This is a genomic window from Mycobacterium sp. (assembly GCF_004298145.1).
Taxonomy (GTDB): domain Bacteria; phylum Actinomycetota; class Actinomycetes; order Mycobacteriales; family Mycobacteriaceae; genus Mycobacterium.
Genome location: NZ_SCRH01000050.1, coordinates 1 through 3785, shown reverse-complemented (window position 1 = coordinate 3785; position 3785 = coordinate 1). Strand labels below are relative to the sequence as shown.

Here is a 3785-nt window from a genome sequence, read left to right as displayed (position 1 = left end):
GCGGCGAATTCCAAATCTTCGACACCGACGACATCACCACCGGCCCCATCTGCAAAATCGAACTCCCCTTCCACATGGGCTGGACCCCACACGGACACTGGATGGACTTCCGCTAACGCGAACAACGTTGATGCGACTAAAACTCAATATCTCGAAGCAGTGCTGATACGAGTGCCGGTTGCGAGTCTTCCGGGCCGCGTCCCAACAAGGAGGTAAATGTCATGACGGTTAGGCCCGCTCTTGGCGTCCTGGACGCCGATACCTACGCGAACGGGGATCCCACGACATTCGGGCTACCGCTGCAGCAGTACGCGTACCTCCGCGACAACGAACCGTGCTACCTGCAGGAATTTGACGACCCGCTGCTCGTCGACCGGGCGTGGATCATCAGCCGCAACGAGGACATCTGGGCCGTCGACCGTAATCCTGAGTTGTACGCCGCGGATCGTGGTGGTGTGAACATCTGGAAGTTCAGCCCACTCGACCCCAGGGTTGGCGGGAAGCCGGGCATGTTGACCATGGATGGCGCCAAACATCGCACCCAACGCGGAATCGTAGCCGGCACGTTCACCCCGCGGGTGGTGAAAGGTCTGGAAGCGAAGTTCCGGGAGTACGCGGTGAACATCGTCGACTCCGCCCTGGAAAAGGGCACCGTAAATTTCGTGACGGACATTGCCGACTCCATGCCGAAGGAGGCGCTTGGTGACGTGCTGGGCGTTCCCCGAGGAGACCGTGAAAAGTTCTTCGGCTGGGTAGACATGTTCGCCGCGCCGTTTGACACCCGCATCACTCCGTCCTTTGAAGCCGTCCTCAACGCAATCCAAAGCATTCTGGACTATTCGCTCGAACTGGCCGACCTCAAGCGGAAGGAACCCGGCGACGATGTGGTCAGCGCGCTGGTTCGGGCCGACCCGGAGATCTTGTCCGAGGACGAGCTGATGGGCAACGTCGCGGTGCTGGCCAGTGGGGCCGCCGAGAGCACCCGAGCCGCGTTCTCGCACGGCATGCACGAGTTGCTGCGCAACCCCGAGCAGATGGCCTATCTGCGCGAACATGCGTCAGACATTTCCGACGTCGCCATTCAGGAGATGGTCCGGATCGCCACGCCGTTCACTCACCTCGCGCGTACCGCCACCCGCGACCACGAACTGCACGGCAAGCAGATCAAAGAAGGTGACATCGTGGTCATGCTTTTCGTCGCCGGCAACTTCGACGAACGGGCCTTCGACGAACCCAACGTCTTCAATCTGGCACGAGAGAAGAACCCGCACGTCAGCTTCGGCCGTGGACCGCATCAGTGCCTCGCTAAACACGTAGCGTCGCTCGAAATGAAGATCCTTTTCGAGGAGCTTCTGCAGCGCACCCGCGACATCAAACCCGCCGGCGACATCACCTACGTCCGCGACGCATTTACCCGCGGTGTTTACGAGCTTCCGGTGACGCTCACACCCGCATAGACACGTCCGAGAGAAGCAAAGGGCCCCTAGCGCGGAATCGGTTCATCCGCAGCACCATTAGGCACCATTAGGCACCATTAGTGCGATTCCCCCGAGATCGTGGAGGGTTTCCTATGCCGCTTCCGGCTTGGTGTTGTCGATCACGGTCGCCAAATGCAGCGTCTGCCCGGACTCGGTCGGGATCTCAGTGATGTCGCCGACCCATTTGCGGTTCGGCTCAGCCGCGGTGAAGTTCCGTTTGAGCAGGTCAGGGAACTTCGGTGCGGCTTTGTCTTGCTTGGTCAACCCGTTACGGCGACGAATCTTGCGGGCCACCAAACCCTGGCGGCACATCGAATCGGCCACCGACTTCTCCGAGACCTCCCAGCCCAGATCACGCAAGTCAGTGACCAGCCGCGGCGAACCGTGCAGCCCCCTGGCCGCCTCGAACGCCGCAACGACCGCGGCATCCAACTCGGCGCGACGCCGATCGGTGTCGGTATACAACCCATCGGTGCTCTGCGCACGGCTGATCCACTTGTAGAACCACGACACGCTGACCCCCAACAGCACACACGTAACCGTATGCGGCACCCGGTATTTGGCCCTCTGGTCGGCGATGAAACGTGCCACGCTCACTTCGTCGCCTCCTTCACCCACAGGACCACGGATCGCTTGAGGACATCGCGCTCCATTCGCAGCTCAGCGTTTTCGCCGCGCAGGCGTTTGAGTTCCTCGAGATCGTCGCGGGCCAACTCCCCACGACCCTCCCGAGCCTCACGGTCCCGGGTCACCCACTTGCCCAAGGCGCCCTCGTTGACCCCCAGATCCCACGCGACCGCGGCGATCGGCTTACCCGTCTCATACACGATCCGCACAGCCCCCTCACGGAACTCCCGGTCGTACTTCTTCCGTTTCTCTGACATCACTACCCCTTATAGCTGATGCCTCCACGGTCTGGGGGGAATGTCATTAGGCACCATTAGGCACTACCAGGCCCGGCCGTCGGGCGCCACCTAGAGTCGGCGCTCCACCAGGGTCAGCACGTGGTTCAGTTCCTCGCCAAAGACCCCGACCGCCTCGGTCGTCAGCATCTCGTCGTGCGCACAGTCGACCTCGCGAATGACGATGTCCCCGGAGACGTACGGCCGCCAATTCTGCACGAGATACGAACTGCGGTCGCTCTGATCTCGTACCGCGGAAAAGATCGTCATGTCGCCGTCGAAAACGCCCGGCCGGTGAACCCGGTAGCGCGCAATGTTGCGACGGACATTTCGGACCAGCGCGTCGAGGAACCGTTCCATCCCGGGCGGCGACGAGGCTTCTGCCAGTGTCTGCTCCTCGGCCGCGATGTGTTCGGGCAGCGCGACGCTGTCGTCGATGCGGGGTTGAGCGTCGAGAAGGATCAGGCGCCCGATCACGCATCGGCGTCGCTGGAGTTCGATCGCGAGTTCATGCGCGACGACCCCACCATACGACCAGCCGAGCAGATTGTACGGCCCGCCGGGATACGCCTCTTGGATCCTGTCGGCGTGGAATTTGACCAGGTCGCAAACCGATTCAGCGTCCGCACACTGCCCGGTCTCCTGAATCCCGACGATCGGGCAATCCAGGTGGTTTCCGAGGACCTGATACGGCCAGCTCACCCCGCCCGCGGGATGCACGCAGAACAGCGGAACACCGTCGGCCCCCTGCTTCAGGGTCTGCACCGGAACCACCTCTTCGGCGTCGGTGGCGTCGGTGCGCAGTCGCCGGCCCAAGCCCCCGACCGTGGGCGCGTCGAACAACGTCCGCACCGCGAGGTCGGCACCCAGTCCGGCGTTGATCGCCGCGATCAGGCGCATCGCGGAAATGCTGTCGCCACCCAGATCGAAGAAGGACTCGTCGACCCCGACCCGCTCCACGCCGAGCACGCGGGCGAAGGTGGCGGCCAGCGTCTCCTCGGTGGCATTGGACGGGGCCCGGTACCCGCTGCCGGTGTACTCCGCCGCGGGCAGGGCGCGGGTGTCGAGTTTGCCGTTGGGTGTCAGCGGCAGCGCGTCGAGCCCGACCACGGCCGCCGGCACCATGTAGACCGGCAGCCGCCCGGCCAACGCGGTGCGCGCCTCGCCCGGGTCGGCGGTTCCGGTGATGTAGCCCACCAGGCGCTTGTCACCGGGGCGGTCCTCGCGGGCGATCACCACCGCCTGATCGACGTCATCCAATGCGGCCAGCGCGGCCTGGACCTCGCCGAGTTCGATGCGGTAGCCGCGGATCTTGACCTGCTCGTCGGCGCGGCCCAGGTAGGCGAGTTGCCCGTCGGTACCCCAGCACACCAGGTCGCCGGTGCGATACATGCGCGATCCGGGC

General features: G+C 63.8%; 3 protein-coding genes and 1 pseudogene. 1 reads left to right on the top strand and 3 read right to left on the bottom strand.

Annotated features, from left to right (window positions below; all coding sequences use genetic code 11):
- Window positions 1-221: 221 nt before the first annotated feature.
- Window positions 222-1457, top strand: a complete 1236-nt coding sequence (locus EPN51_RS21475) for a cytochrome P450 (RefSeq protein ID WP_293046667.1) — start codon at window positions 222-224, stop codon at window positions 1455-1457.
- Between the two features lie 135 nt (window positions 1458-1592).
- Here EPN51_RS21475 and EPN51_RS21470 read toward each other — a convergent pair.
- From EPN51_RS21470 to EPN51_RS21460, 3 genes and pseudogenes are all read right to left on the bottom strand, one after another.
- Window positions 1593-2075: pseudogene (locus tag EPN51_RS21470) on the bottom strand (IS3 family transposase); the annotation flags it as partial.
- On the bottom strand, window positions 2072-2362 hold the full coding sequence (locus tag EPN51_RS21465) for a transposase (RefSeq protein WP_293046663.1): 291 nt from the start codon (window positions 2360-2362) through the stop codon (window positions 2072-2074). The gene EPN51_RS21465 and the pseudogene EPN51_RS21470, both read right to left, overlap by 4 nt.
- Before the next feature lie 90 nt (window positions 2363-2452).
- Window positions 2453-3785, bottom strand: a 1333-nt coding sequence (locus tag EPN51_RS21460; RefSeq protein WP_293046661.1) for a thioesterase domain-containing protein, incomplete at its 5' end; no start/stop codon positions are given.